The organism is Nitrospira sp. ND1 (assembly GCF_900170025.1).
Classification (GTDB): domain Bacteria; phylum Nitrospirota; class Nitrospiria; order Nitrospirales; family Nitrospiraceae; genus Nitrospira_A.
Genome location: NZ_FWEX01000005.1, coordinates 379,337 through 400,753 on the forward strand (window position 1 = coordinate 379,337; position 21,417 = coordinate 400,753).

The window sequence follows — 21,417 nt, forward strand, 5'->3', positions numbered from 1 at the left end:
TCACCGTTGTGTGTGTTTCGCCGTTTCTTCTTTCGGTCTGCCTGGAGCAAAACATAAGCACCATCGACCGGCAGCGCAGTACATCCCTCGTCACCGCTGAATTGTCCTACCGTGCCTATTAAACCCCATCACCTAAGAACGGGCAACTAAAGTTTGAGACGGCGCCCACCGATATCGTATCCGTCATGAATGATGCCATCACAGCAACAACCAAAGTGAACCTCGACGGTGCATCGCCTTCGGACAGCGAAATTCTAACCGTGCTGGATGTCGCGCGCTTTCTGCGCGTGCCCAAGTCCACGGTCTATAAGCTCGCGCGCCTCGGACAATTGCCGGCGTCCAAAATCGGAAAGCATTGGCGGTTTCTTCGACGCGATATTCACGACTGGATGCACAACCGGACTCAGCAGAGCTGATCTCTGTCTGAGAGAGCATCTGCCGGGGTTCCAGAAGCATGAGCCACCCGGGCGGCGTTGTCGTCCGATGCTCGAGCCCATCACCACGGACGGGTTAGACGAGGGAATCGATGGCCGACACCAACACGGTAAGAAAAGCGGATCTCCCCGCGCCCAAGCTGTCTCCCGACACGTTCAAACAGCTGAGGGATCTGATCTATGAAAAGACCGGCATATTCTTTCAGGACAATAAGACCTATCTGCTGGAAAGCCGGCTCCTCCCTCGATTAAAGGCCTGCCACTGTCAGACGTTCGAGAGTTATCTCAACTTCCTGCGCTTCGATGCATACCGGGACCGTGAAGTCACCGAACTCTATACGGTCATCACCACCAATGAGACCTACTTTTTCCGCGACGAGGCTCAGCTCGACAGCTTCATGAAGGTCATGATCCCGGAAGTGATGAAGACGAATGCGGGCACAAAACAGATCCGCATCTGGAGTGCCGCCTGCTCCACGGGCGATGAGCCTTATACCCTTGCCCTGCTGCTGCGGGACTATGCTCCGCTCTCAGGCTGGACCATCGACATCCTGGGAACTGATATCAGCGAAAATGTTCTGAACATTGCGCGGACCGCGACCTACAGTTCCCACTCCCTGCGGAAAGTCCCGCCAGGCATGCTGGCAAAATATTTCACCGGCAAACAAGAGCAGCAGACGCTCGTGCCTCAGGTGAAGGACATGGTGCGGTTCATGAACGTGAACCTCTACGACCGCCCCAGACTCAAGCTGATCCGCGGCATCGACATCGTGTTCTGCCGCAACTGCCTGATCTATTTCGACGAAAAAGCCAAAGGGCAGATCGTATCGGACCTGCGCGACGCCTTGCGCCCCAAAGGCTACTTGATGATCGGATTCTCAGAAACATTGCACGACACCACCGGGCTTTTCAGAACCATTCATGCGGGCCGTTCCGTCATTCATGAGAAACAGTAAGGAGGATGATTCATGCCAGCCGATCCAAATATGAAGATTCTCGTCGTCGATGACATGTCCACCATGCGCCGCATCGTGAAAAATATCCTGAAGCAGCTCGGCTTCAACAATTTAGAGGAAGCCGAAAACGGGCAGGAAGCGCTGACCAAGTTAAAAGCCGACACCTACGGCTTCGTGGTGTCGGACTGGAACATGCCGGTCATGATGGGCATCGATATGCTGCGCGCTATTCGTGCGGACGAAAAACTTAAGAAAATCCCAGTGCTGATGGTCACAGCCGAAGCGCAGAAAGAGAATCTGATGGAGGCCGTCCAGGCCGGCGTCAGCAACTATGTCGTCAAGCCGTTCACCGCCGAGACGATGCAGGAGAAGATCAACAAGATTTTCAAGTAGTCGGCTCTTAACCGGTGAGGGTGACGATGGCACAACCACAGGCGGCGGCAAAGAAGCAGATGGCGGTCAATGAGGATGAGCAGGAGGAAAAGGCGCCTGACACGAAACTCTACGAGGAGCTCGGAGAACTGGCACGCTTCATCGATACCACGATGAAGACGCTCTCCGAATTCAGCGCCCCGGTCAATGCATCGACGGAACAGTTGCCGCAAGCGCAGACGCACCTGCTCAATCTGAAAACCCAGACCGAACAGGGAACACACCGGGTCATGCTTGAAGTGGAGGCCATCCAGGACAACCATGCCCAAATCAGTAAGATGCTGAAGGAGATGACACAGACGCTCCAGCAAGCACAGGTGTCCCCCGCGCTCATACAACAGATGCACACACTGGGGCAGACCCTCGGGCAAGACGACAAGCGACTGCTCGATATTATGACGGCGCTGTCGTTCCAGGACCTGGTGGCGCAGAGCGTCAACAAACTCGTCACGATTCTGGATGAAGTCGAGCACAAGCTGCTTCAGCTCGTGGTGGTCTTCGGTCCCTATCAAAAACAGGCTGCGAAGACCGATCAGGGCAAAGCCAGCGAAATGTTGAAGCAACTGGAAGCGACGAAGAATACATCGATGGATCAGGACCTCGCGGACGAAATCTTGAAGCAATTCGGTTTTAACTGAGGTGGGTTATGAGCGATGAAATGCAGGAAATACTGAACGACTTCCTGACCGAATCCAATGAGATGCTGGAAGTCTTGGATCAGCGATTCGTCACCCTGGAATCCGATCCCACGAACACGGACCTTTTGAACGAAATTTTCCGTGCGATGCATAGCATGAAAGGATCCGCCGGCTTTCTCGGCTTTAATCACCTGGTGGACGTCGCGCATCGCGGAGAGAACATTCTCAACAAACTGCGCCAGGCGGAAATGGCCGTCAACCCGGCGATCATCAGCGTCATTCTTGAAACCATCGATGTGATCAAAGCGATTATGGCCGACATTCGCGAGTCGGGTACCGACAACCATGTGGCCACGGCCGCCATCGCGTCCAAACTGGACGAGATCCTCAACGGCACAGCCCCGAGTGCGCCTCAGGCCTCGGCACATGTTGAACCAACGCCGGCTGCGCCGAAGGTCGACACGTTCACACCCGCTCAGGAGGCCTCGGCGGCGCCGACGCCGACGCTGGGTGAAATTCTGGTGAACGACGGCCTGGCCTCCAAAGAACAGGTCCTCGATGCACTCACCGCCCAACAACACCAGCCGGAGCCCAAGACGCCGTTGGGCGAAATTCTGCTCCAGGCTAAAGCCATTACCGAGCGCGCCCTGGATCAGGCGCTCCACAAACAAGAAAAACAGCCGAAACCTGTGGAAGAGGATGCCACCATCCGCGTGGAGACCAAGCGCCTCGACAGCGTGATGAACCTGGTCGGAGAGTTGGTCTTGGGTCGCAATCGTCTGATCAAGATCGGGACGCAGTTGGAACAAAACCATGAGGCCGATCCCCAAGTGCGCGTCTTGAGCGAAACGCTCGCGCAACTCAATCTGGTAACCACCGACTTGCAGCTCGCCGTCATGAAGACCCGTATGCTGCCGATCAAGAAGGTGTTTGCCAAGTTGCCTCGCATGGTGCGTGACCTCTCGCAGAAGCTCAACAAGCAGGTGCATCTCGAAATGCGCGGCGAGGAAACCGAACTGGATAAGTCCGTCGCCGACGAAATCGGAGACCCCCTCGTGCACCTGGTGCGTAACGCCATCGATCATGGCATTGAAACTCCGGCAGAACGACAGGCAAAGGGCAAGCAGGCAGGGGGGCAGCTCACCATTGCTGCCAGCCAGGAAGGCAACAGCATCGTCATTCGCATCAACGACGACGGTCGCGGCATTCAAGTCGAGAAAATCAAAGAAAAGGCGCTGGCGAAGGGTTTGGTCAGCGAAGCCGAGCTCGCGACGATGGAGCATCGTGAAGTCTTGAACCTCATCTTCCTTCCTGGATTCAGCACGGCGGAACAGGTCACCGATGTGTCGGGTCGTGGCGTGGGCATGGATGTGGTACGCACCAACATTCGAAAAATCAACGGCAGCGTGGATTTGGAATCCGAGCCAGGCAAAGGCAGCCAAATCATCATCAAGCTGCCGCTGACCATTGCAATCATTCAGGCGTTGATGGTCGAAGTCGAACGCTCGATTTTCGCCATCCCGCTGAGCACCGTGATCGAAGCGGTCCGGATCTCACGGTCGGACATTAAGACGATCAACGGGCGTGAAGTGCTGCATTTGCGAGATCGTGTCCTGCCGCTGATACGTCTGGCCCAGGAGTTCGATATCCCGACGGATAAAGAGCGTGAACGATTTTATGTCGTCGTCGCCGCGTTGGGCGATCGACGAGTCGGCGTAGTCGTCGATGAGCTTCGGTCCCAGGAGGAGGTCGTCATCAAGTCCATCTGGGACTATCTGGAAACGGTCAAAGGCGTGTCGGGAGCCACCATTACCGGCGAGGGTAAGGTCGTGTTGATTCTGGACACTTCGGAGTTGGTCCAGAACGCCCAGGCCTGGCACAACTCCGGAATGGCCGTCTAACGGTCGTCACGGCGGGTAAACAGAAACAAGTGAAGGATAGTTACCTGGGTCGGCTAGGCGATAGATGAACAGCGACGTGCGAGATCGGAGGAAGTATGTCCACTCTCATTAATGAAATCGATGCTCGAACCAGATTGGCCGGGGCCAATCAGATGGAATTGCTGCTGTTTAAACTCGGTACGAACGAAATTTTCGGGATCAACGTATTCAAGGTGCGTGAAGTGATGAAATTGCCGGAGCTCACCCAGATTCCGGAGGCCGACAGCCGCATCGTGGGGATGGCCAATATTCGTGGAATCATGGTTCCCGTGGTGGGCCTTAAACGAAGCCTTGGATTGGGGACGGAAAACGAGGGTCAACCGGGAGGGCCGGCAGGAACACATCCCTATTTGATCGTGTCCGAATACAACGGAAGTTTGCAAGGCTTTCTCGTCGCCGGAGTCGATCGGATCATTCGCTTCTCATGGTCAGCCATCAAGACACCACCGGCGATTGTCAGAGAAAACAACAAAGGTGCGGTCACGGCCGTGACGATGCTTGAAGATGGCCGCATGGTCCTGATTTTGGACGTGGAAAAAGTGTTGAACGACATCTGCCCCCGCTCGGACGATGAAGTGTTCGCCGGTATGGTGGCCGCTCCGGCCCTTAAATCAAAGTGCATGTTGTTCGCCGACGATTCATCCGTGGCGCGAACGCAGATTCGCAAGGCGTTGGAACGCCTCGAGATGTCCTACATCATGGCCACCACCGGGGGAGAAGCCTGGTCGAAGCTACAAGCCCTCGCAGATCAGGCGACGGCGGAAGGCAAGGAGCGAGTGGACCAGATCCAATGCATTCTCAGTGACATCGAGATGCCGGAAATGGATGGATTCACACTCACCAAGCACATTCGTGCCGATCCGAGACTGGCACACCTGCCTGTTATGTTGCACTCTTCGCTGACCGGTGCCTGCAACATGGAAAAGGGTAAGGCAGTCGGGGCGACCGATTACATCACCAAATTCGACGCCAAAATGTTAGGTGAGAAACTCGCATTCCATATCGAGGAGTCCAACCAGCAGGCGCAGAAGGCCGCATAAGCATAGACTTCACGAGCGGCCGATGATCCGGAGGATCACTTAAGCTTTCGGGGCAGACGGCCGATGTATCGGTTAGAGATTATGGCACTTCCACTATCACAGGCACAGCGTGCAACGAATCCAGTCCGCGTCTTGGTCGTGGACGACTCGGCCTTCATGCGAAAAAGCCTGACGACCATGCTCGAAGAGGGCAAACAGATTCACGTGGTGGGCGTCGCCCGGAACGGCGAGGAAGCGATTCAACAGGTCCAGCAGTTGAAACCCGATGTCGTCACGATGGATGTGGAAATGCCGGGGATGACGGGCCTGCAGGCGTTGCAGCAGATCATGTCGAAATTCCCTGTGCCGGTCATTATGGTCAGTTCGATTACTGTCGAAGGCGCTCAAGAAACCCTGCAAGCGTTGGAATGGGGCGCGGTTGATTTTGTACCGAAACAACTCGATGGTGTCGTGTCCAAGATTGCGGACATTCAACACCAACTGGTGTCCAAAGTGCTGGCCGCCAGATACGCCGGCGCGAAGCTGAAAAGGATGCCGGTGACGGGAAGCGTGAAGCCAGGCGTGATGCCGGCCAAAGCGTTAAGCAGCCAATCGGTGAGTGTGACTCGTGGCAGCAAGCTCATTGCCATCGGCTGTTCCACGGGAGGTCCTCAGGCGTTATTTGAAATCATGCCGACTATTCCGGCGGATTGCCCGGCCGGCATTGTCATTGTTCAACACATGCCGAAATCATTCACCAAACCGTTCGCCGACCGACTGAACAATCTCTGCGCTCTGGAGGTCCGTGAAGCTGTGGATGGCGATGAGGTGAAGCCTGGTCGAGTGCTCGTCGCTCCCGGAGGCATGCAGTTTCGCATCGTCAAGAAATCGATCACGAGTTCGGTCGTCAAGCTATCACCCAATATCGAAAACCATCCTCACGCTCCGTCGGTCGACATCATGTTGAAATCCGTGGCGGCGCTGTATGGCGAACGCACGATCGGGGTGATCTTAACCGGGATGGGACACGACGGACTGGAGGGGATGAAAGCGATCAAGGCAGCGAAGGGTCGGACCGTGGCGCAAGACGAGGCATCGAGTGTCGTGTACGGCATGCCGAAAGCCGTCGTCGAGGCCGGATGTGCAGAGAAAGTGGTTTCGCTGTCCAAAGTGGTCGGCGAAATCATGAATATGGTGTGAGAAGGATCTTCAGTTCAACCGTTCACGCATGGAGAGGTAGGAGGAGTTATGGGGAGCATGATGAAGGGTATGACCATCGGACCTAAGTTCATTCTGTCGATATCCATGGCGGCGTTCGTTGCCATCGCCATCGGACTCTTCGTCTTGTATCAGCAAGAAGAAGACAAGATGGACACCATGTTGGTCGGGCGTTCTCAAGTATTATCACAACAAATCCTAATCGGACGAGCCTACATCGCCACCAACTACGCCGCCAAGATTAAGAAATCGAAGGCCGGCTCGGAGATTCAGGTCCTAAAGGATCATGCGGGTAACGCGGATGCGATTCCAATTCCGGCCACCGCAGTCCGAGAAATGGGTGAAGAAGCCACCAGGTCTGGAATGTATAGCGCCAGACTCGTGAGTCAGAACCCCATGAACCCCTCAAATTCCCCGAAAGACAATTTCGAGAACGAAGCGATCAGAGCCATTATGGCCGGAGCCGAGAGTTACGCTCGGCGGGATGATATCAACGGAGTACCGACCTTTCGCCGTGCGGTCGTAGATAAGGCGACGACGGCTGCTTGCCTCAGCTGCCATACGAGCAATCAGGTCGGGGACACGCTCGGCATGTTGAGCGTGTCTTTGCCGATGGGCCCTGCCATTGCACTGTCCAGTAAATCCATGTGGCAGACCGGCGGCCTGATGGGCGGCGTGGTCGTGATCATCATGGCGATCACCTATTTCCTGCTCCGCACGATCGTGCTGCAACCTTTGGGAAAAATGAGCGACATTTCGCGAGACATTGCCAAGGGAGAGGGCGACCTCACCAAGCGTGTGCCGGCTGAAGGCAACGACGAAATTGCTCACATGGGCAAATACTTCAACGAGTTCATTGAAAAATTGCAGCAGATGATCAAGAAAGTTGCCCACGTGACGGACAAAGTGGCGTCCGCCTCGGTGGAATTATCCGCGACTGCTGAGGAGATTTCAAAGGGCACCGACACCTTGACGTCGCGCGCGTCTCAAACTGCCGCCGCGGTGGAGGAGATGAATGCGACCGTCGGCCAGGTTGCGCAGAACTCCGGTAAAGCAGCCAGTCTGGCGCAAGACACCGTGAAAACCGCTCAAGAGGGTGGAACCGTGGTGTCGAGCACCATCTCCGGTATGCAACAGCTGTCTGAAGCTGTGTCGAATTCCGCGACCATCATCTCTGATCTGGGCAAATCGTCCGACCAGATCGGCGAGATCGTGCGCACGATCGAAGACATCGCCGACCAGACCAATTTGCTGGCCTTGAACGCGGCGATTGAAGCGGCTCGAGCCGGTGAACAGGGTCGGGGATTCGCCGTGGTGGCCGATGAAGTCCGGAAACTTGCGGAACGGACCACCAAAGCGACCAAGGAAATCGGCGACATGATCCGACAGATCCAGCACGATACACGGGGCGCTGTGGACTCGATGCAGCAGGGCACCCAGAAAGTCACGGCGGGCGTGGACCTGGTCAACAAGACCGGTGAAGCCTTGTCGCAGATCGTGCGCATGGTTTCGGAGAGCGCCGATATGATTCGACAGATTGCCGTGGCGTCGGAACAGCAGTCGGTCGCGACGCAACAGATCGCGAGCGATATTGAAAACGTGGCGAAGGTCACCAAAGAATCGTCGTCCGGCGCACACGAGTCGGCGAAGGCGAGTCAGGATCTGAGCCAGTTGGCGGTCGAATTGCAGGGGATCGTGGGTGGATTCAAGCTCTAAGCAGCAACCACGAGAAGGAGCCCAGCATGAGTGCGACTGAACAACAGGTGCAATCTCACTACCAGGCGACCGCAGACACTCCTGCGGACCGTCTGGAGGAGAAGACCGGTGACGATCTGCTGCAGTTCGTGATTTGTCTGATCGGTAGCGAAGAGTTCGCGGTGGATGTCCTGAGTGTGCAGGAGATCAACCGGATCGTGGAGGTCACGCGAGTCCCAAAGACGCCTCCCTATGTGGAGGGAGTCATCAATCTGCGGGGCCGCATCATTCCCGTACTGGACCTCAGAAAACTCTTTGGCCTGAGCGGAGCCCAACAGACCACCCAAACGCGTATCGTGGTGGTCTCGGTACAGGCACGACTGGTCGGGCTGATCGTGGATTCAGTGGAAGAGGTGTTGCGGGTGCCGAGAAGCGCCATTGAGCCGCCGCCTTCGGTCGGCACAATGGCCGGTGCTGAATTCACCCAGGGAGTCGGGCGGATCGATGACCGCCTTCTCATTCTGGTGGATCTGAGTCGGCTGCTCTTGGCCCGGGAAGCAGCGTAAGAAGCTGCCTACCGTGAGTGGGGTGCTGCAGAAACGTTGCGATCATCCAGGGGTGCGTTAGGAACTCTGGGGGTCGGAAGAGGGTGGCTGGGAGGGTCCGCGACGGCTTCGGGCGTCAAGGACCCTCTCAAGCAACTGCAACGACTCCGTCAACACATCCGAGGCGCAACGCAAGGTGACATGAAACTGTTGCATGGCTTCCGGCCAACGCCCTTCTTTCTGCAGGACCTGAAACTTCCGATGTTGCTCATCGAGAATGGCTTGTTTGGCATCGAGCATCAAGCTATCGGCAGGACCCACAAGAGCACCTCCATACAAGACAATTGTGACTCGACCGCACGCTATCAGAGTGTTTCCGAACGACGCAAGCCCACCATTCTGGGTACAGCGATACGCTGCGTCCGGACACGGTGGTGAGGTAATCGACCAGTGGATATCGCAACAATCTTAGGTGTCGTCATCGCGATCGGGTCCATCCTGGGCGGCCAGGCGCTCGAAGGCGGCCATGTCGGATCAGTCCTCCAATTGACGGCGTTTATCATCGTCATGGGTGGAACGATCGGAGCCTGTTGCGTCCAAAACCCGCTCTCCGTCGTCCTGAAATCCATCAGCATGGTCTCGCTGGCGCTGACCAATCCTCCCCACGACGTCAAAGGCACCATTACACAGATCCTCGACCTGGCTAACGTCTCACGCAAGCAAGGGTTACTGGCGTTGGAAGGAAAACTAAAGGACCTGCACGATCCATTTTTCAAAAAAGGCATCCAGTTGATCGTCGATGGAACCGACCCGAAATTACTCCAGGAAATCCTGGAAATCGAGGTCGAACACCATGAAGAGGAAGGGGTCCATGCGGCCAAGGTCTGGGAAGCTGCCGGCGGATATGCGCCCACCGTCGGGATTCTTGGCGCCGTACTAGGGTTAATTCACGTGATGGAAAACCTGGCAGACCCGTCAAAACTCGGCGGCGGTATCGCCGTTGCGTTCGTCGCAACGGTCTATGGCGTCGGCGCGGCGAATCTGTTCTTCCTGCCGATCGGCAACAAAATGAAATTCAAACTGAAGGAAGAGGCCGGGTTGCGGACCATGGTCATTATGGGGCTCGTCGGTCTGGCCCAGGGCGAAAACCCCCGGCTCTTACAGGAAAAGCTCGAGAGTTTCCTCCCTCCGCATGAGCGGAGCAAAGAAGACAAGAAATAACGTCGCTCGTCGTGCGTGAAACGTATCTCGCCGGCGAGATCTGACACTTCACGTTTCACGTGCGACGATTCACGGGGATTCGATGGCGAAGAAGAAACACGAAGAGCACGAAAACCACGAACGCTGGCTGGTGTCCTATGCGGACTTCATCACGCTGCTGTTCGCCTTTTTCGTCGTCATGTATTCCGTCTCGTCCGTCAACGAAGGCAAGTATCGAACGGTGAGCGACTCGATCAAAGCGGCATTGAATCCGGTCAACAGTACTCCCACCAGCCGACTCCCATTTGCGGTAGGCGACTCTAAGCCGAAGATGATTAATACCGACATGGCGAGTGCCAATGAGCCGGTCATTCGACGGATGAAGGAGATACTCAAGAAGATTCACCCTTCGCTGGCTCTCGAGATGCCGGATATCAAGATTGTGGAAACCGGCAACGGGACCATTATGATTTCCCTGCCCGAATCGATTCTCTTTGCGAGCGGTGAAGCACGGATACGCCCCGAAGCCTTACCCTTCTTGAAATCTCTGGCTCAGATTCTGATCGAGTTGGATCGCCATGTCCGCATTCTCGGGCACACGGATAATGTGCCGATTCGAACCGCGCAATTTCCTTCGAATTGGGAACTCTCGGCCGTACGCGCCGTCATGGTCGTGAGAATCTTCTCGGAACTCTATGAAGTGCCGATTTCACACCTCTCCGCGACCGGATTTGCCGACTCGAAGCCGGTTGCAACCAACGATACGCCTGAAGGACGAACGAAAAACCGTCGCGTCGAAATTATAATTCTGGAGAAGAGTCTGACCGAGGAAACTCTGGATTCCATGTTGCCGGGGAATGTCCCTCCGGCGCTCCCGTTCTGAGAGCAGTCGATCCCTACAGCTCCTACAGCAACACCCTTAGGTGTTAAGAATTTTCCGACACTGACCGATACGTATGTGTGGCGAAGTTCACCTCTCGAAAGGAAGACGTTCATGATCCTCAAGCCGGCTGGTGATTTGACGATATTCGAAGTCGGTGCGTTGTACGAGGAAATCAAACAGGCGGTTACCGCCCACCCTCAAGTGGAACTGGACCTGTCCGAAGTGGACACACTCGATGCCTCAACGATGCAACTGCTTATTGCCGTCCGCCGGTCCGAACGTATTGTGCTGACAGGGGTGACTGATCCGATGCGATCGCGCATGGCTGAATTGGGCGCGTAACGATCATCCACTTCTTCACCACGTACGGGAAACACTGCCGATGATGTCATACGTATCAGTCTCACTGGGAGCCTTCTTCGCCGGTACCTGTGTGGCCTGGATGTGGTGTCACCGCCGAACGGCTTCAGCACACCGGGCGCTCCAGGCCACCCATGACGCCATGCAGAAAGAGCAGGCGGAACGAACCGCCGCGTGGGAACAACTCGCACACTCCACCATTCCCCTGGTTGCCGTCCTCAACGCCCAAATGAAAACGGTGATCAGCCAGACGGAACAGGCCGCCACCGATCTCGGGCAGCGGTTCGGTATGATCGCCGCCCGCGCGACGGCACAGGCGAAGGAATCGGCGCATCTTTTCGGTGACGGCGAGATGAGTCTCGATACGGTCTTGAAGACGACCGATACCATGCTTGAAGGATTCGTCGGTGACGTCATGAAGTCATCGGAAATGGCCCTCCAGATCGCGACCATTATGGACGAAGTCGAGCGGAGCACCAAGGCGATCACCGGCATGATCGGAGAGATCGAATTCATTGCGGACCAAACCCGATTGCTGGCGCTCAACGCCGCCATCGAAGCCGCCCGGGCCGGAGAACATGGTCGTGGATTTGCCGTCGTAGCCGATGAAGTGACCAAACTGGCGAACCGCTCGGGGCAAGCTGCCAGCAGCATCAACAGCCTCGTCATGGACGTGCAGAAGAACACTACGTTGGCGATGGGCACAGTAGAAAATCTGGCCTCTGTGGACCTGAGCAAAACCCTGTCGATCAAGCACCGTCTCGATAAGCTGACGCGTGACCTGGCCGAACGGAACAATACGCTGAAGTCGGCCGTGATGAATTCCAAATCTCATGCGGATGAACTGGCGCGGGACGTCGGTCAAATCATCATGGCGCTTCAGTTCCAGGACATCACTCGACAAAAACTGGAACACGTCATCGAACCACTCACCGAGGTTCGCACGGTCATGGATGCCTTGATTCGAGGCATGTTGCACGAGCAGGAGGGAGCCAAAATGGACTTCCTCGCGAAACTCGACCGCAGCTACACCATGGAAGAAGAACGCGCGGTGTTCCACCAGGCCGCAATCGGGTATGTCCCCGCGCCATCGGAGGAGAGTGCGCCTTCGGGAGACGCCAATGTCACGTTGTTTTAGGTAACGTCGGTTTATCAGAAGAATGAAGGAGTGCGCCATGGCGAAAACAGTGTTGGTGGTCGACGATTCTCCCACGATGCGACAGATGGTGGCGTTCACCCTGACCAGCGCGGGCTATCAGGTTGTGGAAGCCGGCAACGGCAAAGAGGCGGTCGGCAAAGTGAACGGCGGGGCGAAGCCGGACCTTGTCGTCACCGACCTGAACATGCCCGAGATGGACGGCATCACCCTGATCAAGGAGATCAGGAAGATGCCGGCTCTCAAGTTCACTCCGATCTTGATGCTGACGACGGAAGCGTCCGACGACAAGAAAAAGGCGGGACAGGCCGCCGGAGCGACCGGATGGATCGTGAAGCCGTTCAATCCCGAGCAGATGATGGCCGTCATTAAAAAAGTGCTGCCCGGTTGAACTGCATCACCCGCCGACGGTCGCGCGCCATCCGCAGTCAGAACGTGGTAGCGACCAGGTGGGTGTGACTCTTCCATTTCGATTGACGAACGACGATTGACCGATGACGAGGCCCATTATATGAGCACTGATCTCTCACACTTCAAAGACGCGTTCTTCGAAGAGTCCCAGGAACACCTGACGACCATCGAGGAAGGATTGCTCCAGCTTGAACAGCGGCCGGGCGACATCGACTTGTTGAACCGAATTTTTCGCGGAGCCCATTCCATCAAGGGTAACAGCGGAATGTTCGGGTTCACCGCCGTCTCCCAATTTACGCACAAGATGGAATCGGTCCTGGATCAGCTGCGCAGCAGTCAAATGGTCGTCACGGTCGCCATCACGGATTTGTTGCTGCAATCGCTGGATTGCCTCAAAACCCTGATCGATTGCGCCCGCACCGGAGCCGCTCCCGACGAAACGCACGTGGCGGCGCTTGGCGCCAGGCTGGAAGCGTGCCAGGGAGGGGCAGCTTCCGGACAACAACCCCCTGTGTCCGCAACGGCGCGCCAAGCTCCGGGCATGCATCGCTACAGCATTACCTGGGTGCCGCCGCAGTACCTGTTTCAGCGAGGGCTGGATCCGGCGCAGTTCCTCAAGGAACTGGCAGGCCTGGGTACCGTCACGCATGTGACCCTGGACGCCGGCCGCTTGCCGGCACTGGCCGAACTGAATCCCGAGCTCTGCTACCTCGGCTGGACGCTGGATCTAGAAACCGCCAAAGACCTGAAAGTCATCGAAGCCGTCTTCGATTTCGTCCGCGAGGACAGCACCCTGACGATCGTGGACAATCCGGTCGATACACACGCGACCGCCGCACTGTCCGAGGGGGCGAAGCCATTGGGTGAAATCCTCGTCGAAACCGGGGTCGTCTCGCAGACTCAGTTGAATGAGGCGTTGTCCCAACAGAAGAAGGTCGGGGAAATCCTGGTCGAACAGAAAGTCGCCACTCCGGAGCAAATCTCCGAGGCGCTCAAAAAGCAATCCGAAGGCGCCGTACCGGCCAAGAAGACCGAAACCCCGTCGATCAGAGTCGATACGGTCAAGATCGATCGCCTCATTAACCTGGTCGGGGAGTTGGTCATTACTCAGTCCATGTTGAGCGATCTGGGGTCTCGTTTTGAAATGAGTCAGCTTCCGGTCCTGCTCGAACGCGTCGCACAATTAGAACGCAATACGCGTGAAATCCAAGAGCGCGTCATGGGGATTCGCATGGTCCCGATCGGGAATGCCTTTAGCCGGTTCCCCCGCCTGGTGCGCGACTTGTCCGGCAAAGCCGGAAAGAAAATTCAACTGATCCTGTCCGGCGAAGAAACCGAACTCGACAAAACCGTGATCGAATCGATCGGCGATCCGTTGACCCATCTGGTGCGGAATTCGGCAGATCATGGGCTGGAACCGCCGGATGAACGCGTGGCCGCGGGAAAGCCGGAACAAGGCATCATCCGCCTCAACGCGTTTCATGAAGGCGGCAGCATCTGCATCACCGTCGAGGACGACGGCCGCGGCCTGAATCGGGACAAGATCCTGGCGAAGGGCGTTAAACAGGGATTGATCGCCGAATCCGACAAACTGTCGGACGAGCAAATCTGGATGCTTATTTTCAAACCCGGGTTCTCCACCGCTGAAAAAGTCACGGATGTGTCCGGCCGCGGTGTCGGCATGGATGTCGTGAAACGCAACATCGAAGGCTTAGGCGGCACGGTCAGCATCAAAACCGTCACCGGCAAGGGCACCACGTTCACACTCAAACTTCCGCTCACGCTCGCGATCATTGAGGGGATGACCGTCCGGGTCGGTCAGGACACGTACATCGTGCCGCTCCTCTCGATCCTGGAGTCGATTCAGCCGAAGCGCGAGATGCTCAAAAGCATCGTCGGCAAAGGAGAGTTGGTCAATGTTCGCGGCACTTATCTTCCACTCATGCGTCTGTACGACGTGTTTCAGTTGGAGCCGGAACTCTCGGATCCTACGAAGGCCATTCTGTTGATTCTAGAAACCGAAGGCGAGCGCGTCGCGGTCATGGTCGATGAAATCCTCGGGCAACAGCAGGTCGTGATCAAGAGTATGGAGCAGAACTTCAGGAAAATCGAAGGGGTGGCCGGAGCCACCATTCTCGGCGACGGCACGGTCGGGTTTATTCTGGATGTGCGCGGATTGCTCAATATCGCGCGGCAAGGAACCGCGAAGGCGGCTTAGAGACGGCCTCAGAGACAGGATCGACGGGTTGGATACCACGAACAGGGCGAGGAGGATACGATGGCGACTCAGGAGTTGGCGGGCAAAGATTCGAATCAGCAGATGGGAATTACGACAGACGGCAGTCAATTCCTCACCTTCCAGCTGGGGGAAGAACTGTACGGGGTCGACATTCTCCGGGTTCAGGAAATTAAAGGCTACACGGCAGTCACTCGCATTCCCAATACGCCGGCCCACATCAAGGGTGTCCTGAACTTGCGCGGCACCATCGTGCCGATCGTTGAGCTCCGGACGAAGTTCGGCATGCCGACGATTGAGTACACCATGTTCACCGTGATCGTAGTGGTCGTCGTAAAAGAGAAAATTATGGGCCTCGTGGTGGATGCAGTGTCGGATGTCCTGGATATCGACAAGAAAGACATCCAGCCCGCTCCGCAGTTCGGAGCGCAGGTGGACGTGAGCTTCTTGAACGGCATCGGCAAGGCCGGGGACAAGCTGGTGGCGCTGCTCGATATGGATCGTCTGTTGACCGATGGAGACATGCAAGAAGCCGAGAAAGTCGCAGCCTAACTACTCACAGTTAAGGAGATTGGACATGGGATTGAATGTTGAATTGTTGGAGTCGAGTTTTAAGCTGGTAGCCCCCAAAGGCGACGCGTTGGTCACGAGGTTTTACGAGCGGCTATTTAAGAAGTACCCGTCGGTCAAGCCTCTGTTCAAGAAGACCTCGATCAAGGAGCAGAAAAAGAAGCTGCTGGCGTCCTTGGTCCTGGTGATTCAGAACCTCCGTCGCCCGGACAAGCTTACCTCCGTGTTGCAGGACATGGGAGCCAGGCACGTCGGATACGGCGTGAAGCCGGCCCATTACGATGCGGTCGGAGAAAATCTTCTGGCCGTGCTCGGCGAAGTCGCCGGACCGGCATGGACCCCTCAAGTGAAGCAAGCCTGGACCGAGGCCTACGGGGCAATCAAGACCATCATGCTCGCCGGAGCGGAGCGTGCACATTCCACACAAGGAGAGAAGACGATGAGTAAGGCAAAAGAGAAGCAGGATGCTTCCGCCGGAGCAGACATGCTGGGATTCTACTTGGGAGCCCTCGATCAATCGCAGAACAATATTCTGCTGTGTGATCGCAATCTGGTCATCACCTATGCCAACTCGACGGCCAAGAAGACGCTCATCTCGCTGGAGGCCGAAATCAAGAAGGTGCTGCCGAAATTCAATGCCTCTGCGGTCGTCGGCGTCTGCATCGACGACTTTCACGTGGATCCGAGCAAACAACGCAGGATCTTGTCGAATCCTGCCAACATGCCGCACCGGGCGGATATTCAGATCGGACCGCTAACCCTCAGCCTGTTGGTCACAGCCATCATGAGCCCAGACGGGGAGTACCTGGGAAATGCGTTGGAGTGGGCCGATGTCACCGAGAAGCGAAGACTTGAGACTGAAATGTCACGGCTCAAGGCGTCTCTGGACAATGCGCGATCCAACGTCCTCGTGTGCGACCGCAGCTATACCATCGTATATGCCAACAACCAGTCCGTCACCACATTGCGTCGGTTGGAATCCGATATCCAAAAAGTCATGCCGGGATTCTCCGTGGCTAAAGTGGTCGGGTCTAACATCGACCAATACCACAAGAATCCTGCCCAGCAGCGAGGATTGCTCGACAATCCCAAGAACCTGCCCTACAGGACTGAGATCAAGATCGGACCATTGACGCTCGACCTTGCTGTGGCAGCGATCATGAGCGAAAAAGGCGATTATCTAGGCAACGTCGTGGAGTGGGCGGACGTCAGCGCACAGAAAAAGGCGCAGATAGAAATTGATAAACTCATCGGCGCGGCGGCGGCAGGACAACTCTCCGAACGGATCAAGGCCGAAGAATTCGAAGGCTTCTTCAAGTCGCTCTCGGAAGGCGTCAACAAGATGCTCGATGCGGTCGTCACGCCCTTGCACGAAGCGCAAATGGTGCTCACCGCAATGGCGGCAAACGATCTCACCAAGACCATGACCGGTCATTATCAGGGCGAGTTCGAGCAGATGAAGAGCAGCCTGAACGGCGCCATGAACACGTTGAGCACGGCCATTTCGACAGTCCGGGATGGAGCGGAAAGCGTGACCGCGGGCGCCGAACAGATCACCAAGGGCAATGAGGATCTCTCACAACGCACTTCAGAGCAGGCCAGCGCGTTGGAAGAAACCTCGGCCTCCATGGAAGAGATGACCTCGACCGTGAAGCAGAATGCGGACAACGCAAAACAGGCCAACCAGTTGGCGATCGCGGCGCGCGACATCGCCGACAAGGGCGGGTCCGTGACGGTCCGCGCAGTGGAAGCCATGGGCGAAATCAATAAGAGCAGCAAGAAGATCGCGGATATCATCACCGTGATCGACGAAATCGCCTTCCAGACCAATTTGCTGGCCTTGAATGCTGCGGTGGAAGCGGCCCGGGCAGGGGAACATGGTCGCGGGTTCGCAGTTGTCGCCGCCGAAGTGCGCAACCTCGCGCAACGGTCGGCGACGGCCGCCAAGGAGATTAAGGGATTGATCAACGAATCGATCCAACGCGTGAACGACGGCAGCGAGTTGGTCAATCAATCCGGCAAGACGCTGGAAGAGATCGTCAGCTCGGTCAAACGTGTGACGGATATCATCGCCGAAATCACGGCGGCTTCCCAGGAACAGGCCCAGGGCATCGACCAGGTCAACAAGGCCATCATGCAGATGGACGAGACGACCCAGCAGAACGCGGCGTTGGTGGAGGAAACCACGTCGGCCAGTCAGTCGATGAAAGATCAGGCGCAGGAACTCATGCGTCAGGTGGAAGTGTTCAAGGTCGATACGAACGAAGGCCGTCGGGAGGCGAATCCCCGGCCCTCGACCGGAAAGACCGCGGTTAGATCGGGTCCCACCGCCTCGAAACCGGTCCTGAAAAAACCTGGATTTTTATCGAAACCCGGTGATGCCAAGGAGCCTGCCGGGGTTGCTGCCGGAAACGGTCACGACCGTCGAAAGAAGGACGACAATTTCGAAGAATTCTAGATTCCCCGCCGCGGGAGTGGGCATATTTTGCCCACTCCCGCGACGATCCTCACTTGTTTGTACCTGCGCTTTTCCTTCTTTCCTCCAGCCCGGAACCCCTCAAGAAACAGATTCTAGCGACCGATATATGCAGGTGCGGGTGTGTTCGTACTGGATCAGCAAGGATAGTTCCGGTTGATTCCACCTTCTAGCCCAGGGACGGATCATGGACCTTAAAACAATCCTCTGGTACCTCGTCCTCTCCAGTCTGACGGTCGCCTATTTGGTTGTGCTGGCCGGCGTACGGGCCGCCAAGTCGCACGATGTCTCGCACCACTCGCATCGCATGATCGTCGGGTGCACGATCGTGGGTATCTGGTTGGTGGCCTACGTGCTCAAGCAAGCGATCTTCGGCCGCGAATCGTTCAAAGGCCCTGACAGCGCCTATTGGAGCGTCTATGTGCCGGTGTTCGTCACGCACATGCTGCTCGCAGTCACGACCATAGGGTTGGGCGCCTACAACCTCTATATGGGCCTCCACCGTCTGCGGTACGGAAGCGTCGGGGCCATGGTGGCCGGCATGACGACCCACCGGCGGATGGGCAATGCACTGGTCTGGACGTTCAGCGGCACGATGGTCACCGCGTATCTCGTCTATTTGATGTTGTTTGTCTGGTACCGGAGCTAACACGATGGATTATGCCATTACGAAACAGGAATACGAGCAGATCCGCACCCTATTGTACGACGAAAGCGGCATCTCACTGGGGGACAGCAAGCAATCCTTGGTGGTGTCCCGACTCACCAAACGTTTGCGCGACCTCCAGATGGAGGATTTTTCCTCGTACTACGAGTACGTCACCCGGGATGAGAGCGGGGAAGAATTCACGCGGATGCTGGATCTGCTGTCCACCAACAAGACGGACTTCTTCCGCGAGCCCAAACATTTCGACTTTCTTCGAGAGCGCATTCTCCCCACGCTGGAACAGGAGAAGCGCATTCGCATCTGGTCTTCCGCCTGCTCGACCGGAGAGGAGCCGTACACCATCGCCATGACGTTGCACGAGGCCGTGAAGAATCCGGCCTTGTGGAACTTTCAGATCCTCGCGTCGGACATCTCCACACGCGTGCTCGCCCATGCCGCGAAAGGGCTGTACGCCGAGGAGCGTGTGCGCGAGGTTCCGGAAAATATTGTGAAACGCCATTTCCTCCAGGGACGCGGGGACAGCGCCGGACTGGTCAAGGTGAAGCCGCACCTCTCCGCCATCATCAAGTTTCGCCGTATGAACCTGATGGACGACCGTTTTCCGATCAAGGCGCCGCTGGATCTCATCTTCTGCCGGAATGTGATGATCTATTTCGACCGTCCGACGCAGGAACGGCTGGTCAACAAGTTCTATCATCATCTCAAACCGGGTGGGCATCTCTTTATCGGCCACTCGGAAAGCCTGCAGTGGGTGTCCCATCCATTCAAAACTCTTGCACCGACCATCTATTGGAAGGAAGGCTGAGACGCATGGCTGTAGTCGATACCGACACATTCTCCCATATCCGGCGGATGCAGGATAAACGGTTTCCGACCGAGGTTGCGTGCATTCTGCCCGGCGAGTTTTTCGTGAGTCGGGAACCCATGGTGGTCTATACCGTCCTCGGGTCCTGTATCTCGGCCTGTATCCGAGACCCGATCGCGGGCGTCGGCGGCATGAATCATTTCATGCTGCCGGCACCGAAAGAACACCAGTCGGGCGATGCCTGGGGAGGGGAATCCACACGGTACGGTTCCTTCGCCATGGAGCAATTGATCAACGAGATCCTCAAGCGCGGCGGGATGAAGCACCGGTTGGAAGTGAAACTCTTCGGTGCAGGGAGGATTTACGAGGGCAATATCGACGTCGGGGCCCGGAATACGGAATGGGTCCTTCATTTCCTCAAAAATGAAGGGTATGCAATCGCAAAAAGCGATCTCGGCGATGTGTACCCCCGGAAAGTGTATTACTTCACGGATTCGGGCCGGGTGTTGATGAAGAAGATCGAACGAGTGAAGAATCGGACGATTGTCGAACGGGAAACCGAATACCAGCATCGGATTGAAGTCGAACCGGCGACGCCACAAGACAACATCACGTTGTTCTGAGTCCGGTACGAGATTTGCCGACCGGCAGGCACGGCGGCGGATTCAGGTGGTGTACGCTGATCAGATACGAGGGAGGATATGGGAAAGATACGAGTGCTGACGATCGACGATTCTGCCCTGATGCGGCAGGTGCTGGCCGAACTGCTTTCCAAGGATCCTGCCATCGAAGTGATCGGCAGTGCGCCGGATCCCTATGTGGCCAGAGAAAAAATCAAGACGCTCAACCCCGACGTGCTCACGCTGGACGTGGAAATGCCGAAGATGGACGGACTCACGTTTCTCGAAAAACTCATGCGTGGGCGCCCCATGCCGGTAATTATGGTGAGTTCGCTGACGGAAGCCGGTTGCCAGACCACACTGCGGGCGTTGGAGCTGGGCGCCGTCGACTTCATTACCAAACCCAAGATCGATCTCCGTGAGGGGATGGACAATCTCGCCGACGATCTGATCGCAAAAGTTAAAGGCGCGGCCACGGCTTGTATCCGGCGGGGATCCTCGGCATCGGGTCAGAACGGCGCCCGACCGGCGGTCCTGAGTTCGGCCATGATCAAGACCACGGATATGATCATCGCGATCGGCTCTTCGACCGGAGGCACCGAGGCGGTCAAGGAGGTGCTGCAAGTCCTGCCACCCAATACTCCTCCGGTCCTGATCACCCAGCACATGCCGGAGCGGTTCACCAAAACCTGGGCCGACCGGATGAACCAACTCTGCCGCATCTCCGTCAAGGAGGCCGAGGACGGAGACAGCGTCCTGCCGGGGCATGCGCTGATTGCTCCCGGCAATTACCACATGACGCTGGTCCGCAGCGGCGCGCGCTATTCGGTCCGCATCAACCAAAACGAACCGGTCAATCGCCATCGCCCCTCGGTCGACGTCATGTTCGACTCCGTCGCGCAATATGCCGGCGGCAACGCGGTGGGTGTGATCCTGACCGGAATGGGCGGGGACGGCGCAAGGGGCCTTCTGCGGATGAAGGAAGCCGGCGCCTATACCATCGCCCAGGACGAGGCATCGTGTGTGGTGTTCGGGATGCCGAAAGAGGCCATTAAGCTCGGCGCCGCCGAGATCGTCCGGCCGCTCAACGAGATTGCGACGACTATTTTGACCCATGTCACCCGTGCCTGATCGTTCACCTTTTCGCATAGAGGAG

The 21,417-nt window shown here is 56.7% G+C and carries 22 protein-coding genes; 21 read left to right on the forward strand and 1 reads right to left on the reverse strand.

The genetic code is table 11. The annotated features are described in order from the left end of the window. The first annotated feature begins 185 nt into the window (after nucleotides 1–185). The 9 genes from NSND_RS01885 to NSND_RS01925 all read left to right on the forward strand — a co-directional run bounded on the left by NSND_RS01885 (nucleotide 186) and on the right by NSND_RS01925 (nucleotide 8,898). Nucleotides 186–416 carry a helix-turn-helix domain-containing protein gene (locus tag NSND_RS01885; protein ID WP_080877352.1) on the forward strand — a complete coding sequence of 77 codons (231 nt, stop codon included), beginning with the start codon at nucleotides 186–188 and terminating at the stop codon, nucleotides 414–416. 110 nt (nucleotides 417–526) lie between these two features. Further along, on the forward strand, nucleotides 527–1,390 hold the full coding sequence (locus NSND_RS01890) for a CheR family methyltransferase (RefSeq protein ID WP_080877353.1): 864 nt from the start codon (nucleotides 527–529) through the stop codon (nucleotides 1,388–1,390). Nucleotides 1,391–1,402: 12 nt separating this feature from the next. Further along, nucleotides 1,403–1,783, forward strand: coding sequence for a chemotaxis response regulator CheY (gene cheY, locus NSND_RS01895; protein ID WP_080877354.1), 381 nt, complete (start codon nucleotides 1,403–1,405; stop codon nucleotides 1,781–1,783). Nucleotides 1,784–1,809: 26 nt separating this feature from the next. Continuing rightward, on the forward strand, nucleotides 1,810–2,460 hold the full coding sequence (locus tag NSND_RS01900; protein ID WP_080877355.1) for a protein phosphatase CheZ: 651 nt from the start codon (nucleotides 1,810–1,812) through the stop codon (nucleotides 2,458–2,460). An 8-nt stretch (nucleotides 2,461–2,468) separates the two neighbouring features. Next, on the forward strand, nucleotides 2,469–4,361 hold the full coding sequence (locus NSND_RS01905; protein WP_080877356.1) for a chemotaxis protein CheA: 1,893 nt from the start codon (nucleotides 2,469–2,471) through the stop codon (nucleotides 4,359–4,361). Between the two features lie 95 nt (nucleotides 4,362–4,456). Continuing rightward, nucleotides 4,457–5,440 carry a chemotaxis protein gene (locus NSND_RS01910; protein ID WP_080877357.1) on the forward strand — a complete coding sequence of 328 codons (984 nt, stop codon included), beginning with the start codon at nucleotides 4,457–4,459 and terminating at the stop codon, nucleotides 5,438–5,440. Nucleotides 5,441–5,521: 81 nt separating this feature from the next. Beyond that, nucleotides 5,522–6,619, forward strand: coding sequence for a protein-glutamate methylesterase/protein-glutamine glutaminase (locus tag NSND_RS01915; RefSeq protein WP_080877833.1), 1,098 nt, complete (start codon nucleotides 5,522–5,524; stop codon nucleotides 6,617–6,619). Nucleotides 6,620–6,667: 48 nt separating this feature from the next. Further along, the gene (locus NSND_RS01920) at nucleotides 6,668–8,353 is read left to right on the forward strand and encodes a methyl-accepting chemotaxis protein (protein WP_080877358.1); all 1,686 of its coding nucleotides are present in this window, start codon (nucleotides 6,668–6,670) and stop codon (nucleotides 8,351–8,353) included. Between the two features lie 26 nt (nucleotides 8,354–8,379). After that, on the forward strand, nucleotides 8,380–8,898 hold the full coding sequence (locus NSND_RS01925) for a chemotaxis protein CheW (protein WP_143833347.1): 519 nt from the start codon (nucleotides 8,380–8,382) through the stop codon (nucleotides 8,896–8,898). Between the two features lie 57 nt (nucleotides 8,899–8,955). Here the strand turns inward: NSND_RS01925 and NSND_RS01930 are convergent, their stop codons facing one another. Further along, nucleotides 8,956–9,198, reverse strand: a complete 243-nt coding sequence (locus tag NSND_RS01930) for a hypothetical protein (protein WP_143833348.1) — start codon at nucleotides 9,196–9,198, stop codon at nucleotides 8,956–8,958. A gap of 129 nt (nucleotides 9,199–9,327) precedes the next feature. Between NSND_RS01930 and NSND_RS01935 the strand changes: the two genes are divergently transcribed. From NSND_RS01935 to NSND_RS01990, 12 genes are all read left to right on the forward strand, one after another. Then, a complete protein-coding gene (locus NSND_RS01935) occupies nucleotides 9,328–10,098 on the forward strand; it encodes a flagellar motor protein (RefSeq protein WP_080877360.1) in 771 nt (256 codons plus the stop codon). A gap of 82 nt (nucleotides 10,099–10,180) precedes the next feature. Then, nucleotides 10,181–10,960 carry a flagellar motor protein MotB gene (locus NSND_RS01940; RefSeq protein ID WP_080877361.1) on the forward strand — a complete coding sequence of 260 codons (780 nt, stop codon included), beginning with the start codon at nucleotides 10,181–10,183 and terminating at the stop codon, nucleotides 10,958–10,960. A 111-nt stretch (nucleotides 10,961–11,071) separates the two neighbouring features. Continuing rightward, nucleotides 11,072–11,302 carry an STAS domain-containing protein gene (locus NSND_RS01945; protein ID WP_080877362.1) on the forward strand — a complete coding sequence of 77 codons (231 nt, stop codon included), beginning with the start codon at nucleotides 11,072–11,074 and terminating at the stop codon, nucleotides 11,300–11,302. Between the two features lie 40 nt (nucleotides 11,303–11,342). Then, on the forward strand, nucleotides 11,343–12,458 hold the full coding sequence (locus NSND_RS21570) for a methyl-accepting chemotaxis protein (protein WP_080877363.1): 1,116 nt from the start codon (nucleotides 11,343–11,345) through the stop codon (nucleotides 12,456–12,458). 37 nt (nucleotides 12,459–12,495) lie between these two features. Then, complete coding sequence (locus NSND_RS01955) at nucleotides 12,496–12,867, forward strand: response regulator (protein ID WP_013248894.1); 372 nt, start codon at nucleotides 12,496–12,498, stop codon at nucleotides 12,865–12,867. Nucleotides 12,868–12,987: 120 nt separating this feature from the next. Continuing rightward, a complete protein-coding gene (locus NSND_RS01960) occupies nucleotides 12,988–15,105 on the forward strand; it encodes a chemotaxis protein CheA (protein ID WP_080877364.1) in 2,118 nt (705 codons plus the stop codon). Between the two features lie 60 nt (nucleotides 15,106–15,165). Further along, entirely contained in the window at nucleotides 15,166–15,675 is a 510-nt protein-coding gene (locus tag NSND_RS01965) for a chemotaxis protein CheW (protein ID WP_080877365.1), read from the forward strand. 25 nt (nucleotides 15,676–15,700) lie between these two features. After that, nucleotides 15,701–18,151, forward strand: a complete 2,451-nt coding sequence (locus NSND_RS21880; protein ID WP_159450579.1) for a methyl-accepting chemotaxis protein — start codon at nucleotides 15,701–15,703, stop codon at nucleotides 18,149–18,151. 205 nt (nucleotides 18,152–18,356) lie between these two features. Then, nucleotides 18,357–18,818: a DUF420 domain-containing protein gene (locus NSND_RS01975; protein ID WP_013248898.1), complete on the forward strand. Its 462-nt coding sequence runs from the start codon at nucleotides 18,357–18,359 to the stop codon at nucleotides 18,816–18,818. A 4-nt stretch (nucleotides 18,819–18,822) separates the two neighbouring features. Beyond that, a complete protein-coding gene (locus NSND_RS01980) occupies nucleotides 18,823–19,641 on the forward strand; it encodes a CheR family methyltransferase (protein WP_080877367.1) in 819 nt (272 codons plus the stop codon). Between the two features lie 5 nt (nucleotides 19,642–19,646). Beyond that, a complete protein-coding gene (gene cheD, locus NSND_RS01985) occupies nucleotides 19,647–20,264 on the forward strand; it encodes a chemoreceptor glutamine deamidase CheD (protein ID WP_080877368.1) in 618 nt (205 codons plus the stop codon). Between the two features lie 78 nt (nucleotides 20,265–20,342). Beyond that, complete coding sequence (locus NSND_RS01990; RefSeq protein WP_080877369.1) at nucleotides 20,343–21,392, forward strand: protein-glutamate methylesterase/protein-glutamine glutaminase; 1,050 nt, start codon at nucleotides 20,343–20,345, stop codon at nucleotides 21,390–21,392. Nucleotides 21,393–21,417 lie beyond the last annotated feature (25 nt).

Bases quoted from the DNA above. Each gene is read 5' to 3' on its own strand.
- NSND_RS01980 (WP_080877367.1), top strand. From the start codon at position 18,823: ATGGATTATGCCATTACGAAACAGGAATACGAGCAGATCCGCACCCTA.
- NSND_RS01915 (WP_080877833.1), top strand. From the start codon at position 5,522: ATGGCACTTCCACTATCACAGGCACAGCGTGCAACGAATCCAGTCCGC.
- NSND_RS01990 (WP_080877369.1), top strand. From the start codon at position 20,343: ATGGGAAAGATACGAGTGCTGACGATCGACGATTCTGCCCTGATGCGG.
- NSND_RS01960 (WP_080877364.1), top strand. From the start codon at position 12,988: ATGAGCACTGATCTCTCACACTTCAAAGACGCGTTCTTCGAAGAGTCC.
- NSND_RS01920 (WP_080877358.1), top strand. From the start codon at position 6,668: ATGGGGAGCATGATGAAGGGTATGACCATCGGACCTAAGTTCATTCTG.
- cheD (WP_080877368.1), top strand. From the start codon at position 19,647: ATGGCTGTAGTCGATACCGACACATTCTCCCATATCCGGCGGATGCAG.
- NSND_RS01890 (WP_080877353.1), top strand. From the start codon at position 527: ATGGCCGACACCAACACGGTAAGAAAAGCGGATCTCCCCGCGCCCAAG.
- NSND_RS01925 (WP_143833347.1), top strand. From the start codon at position 8,380: ATGAGTGCGACTGAACAACAGGTGCAATCTCACTACCAGGCGACCGCA.
- NSND_RS01975 (WP_013248898.1), top strand. From the start codon at position 18,357: ATGGACCTTAAAACAATCCTCTGGTACCTCGTCCTCTCCAGTCTGACG.
- NSND_RS01945 (WP_080877362.1), top strand. From the start codon at position 11,072: ATGATCCTCAAGCCGGCTGGTGATTTGACGATATTCGAAGTCGGTGCG.
- NSND_RS01965 (WP_080877365.1), top strand. From the start codon at position 15,166: ATGGCGACTCAGGAGTTGGCGGGCAAAGATTCGAATCAGCAGATGGGA.
- NSND_RS01955 (WP_013248894.1), top strand. From the start codon at position 12,496: ATGGCGAAAACAGTGTTGGTGGTCGACGATTCTCCCACGATGCGACAG.
- NSND_RS01910 (WP_080877357.1), top strand. From the start codon at position 4,457: ATGTCCACTCTCATTAATGAAATCGATGCTCGAACCAGATTGGCCGGG.
- NSND_RS01940 (WP_080877361.1), top strand. From the start codon at position 10,181: ATGGCGAAGAAGAAACACGAAGAGCACGAAAACCACGAACGCTGGCTG.
- NSND_RS01885 (WP_080877352.1), top strand. From the start codon at position 186: ATGAATGATGCCATCACAGCAACAACCAAAGTGAACCTCGACGGTGCA.
- NSND_RS21570 (WP_080877363.1), top strand. From the start codon at position 11,343: ATGATGTCATACGTATCAGTCTCACTGGGAGCCTTCTTCGCCGGTACC.
- cheY (WP_080877354.1), top strand. From the start codon at position 1,403: ATGCCAGCCGATCCAAATATGAAGATTCTCGTCGTCGATGACATGTCC.
- NSND_RS01900 (WP_080877355.1), top strand. From the start codon at position 1,810: ATGGCACAACCACAGGCGGCGGCAAAGAAGCAGATGGCGGTCAATGAG.
- NSND_RS01905 (WP_080877356.1), top strand. From the start codon at position 2,469: ATGAGCGATGAAATGCAGGAAATACTGAACGACTTCCTGACCGAATCC.
- NSND_RS21880 (WP_159450579.1), top strand. From the start codon at position 15,701: ATGGGATTGAATGTTGAATTGTTGGAGTCGAGTTTTAAGCTGGTAGCC.